This window comes from Actinoplanes awajinensis subsp. mycoplanecinus (assembly GCF_001509495.1).
GTDB classification, from domain to species: domain Bacteria; phylum Actinomycetota; class Actinomycetes; order Mycobacteriales; family Micromonosporaceae; genus Actinoplanes; species Actinoplanes palleronii.
The window spans coordinates 1-292 of the sequence record NZ_LLZH01000226.1; the positions used below are offsets into that span (position 1 = coordinate 1).

Annotated in this window: 1 protein-coding gene; it reads left to right on the forward strand. The window is 67.5% G+C overall.

Annotated elements, in window-relative coordinates:
• Positions 1-91 precede the first annotated feature (91 nt).
• Positions 92-292: transposase family protein (locus ADL15_RS57385; protein ID WP_198170965.1), on the forward strand; the 201-nt coding region annotated here is incomplete at its 3' end.

The window sequence follows — 292 nt, forward strand, 5'->3', positions numbered from 1 at the left end:
CAGATGTGGATGGCCCGGGGATCGATAGGTGCGAGGCTCCAGGTAAGACAGCAGTCGACCAAGATCCGATGCCCCGACCGGGAGCCTCGCTGTGCTGTCCTACCCCGCCAAGATCCCGTTGTCCAGTCGTGCGCTGAACCATCTCGCTGACCGGATCCGCGCCCACCGCCGCCAGCGCCGCTCCCGCTGGCGGCGCCTGAACCCCGGTGAACAGGCCTTACTTGCACTCGCGCACCTGCGTAACGGCGACACCTACACCCGCCTGGCTGCCGGGTTCGACATCGGTGTGGCC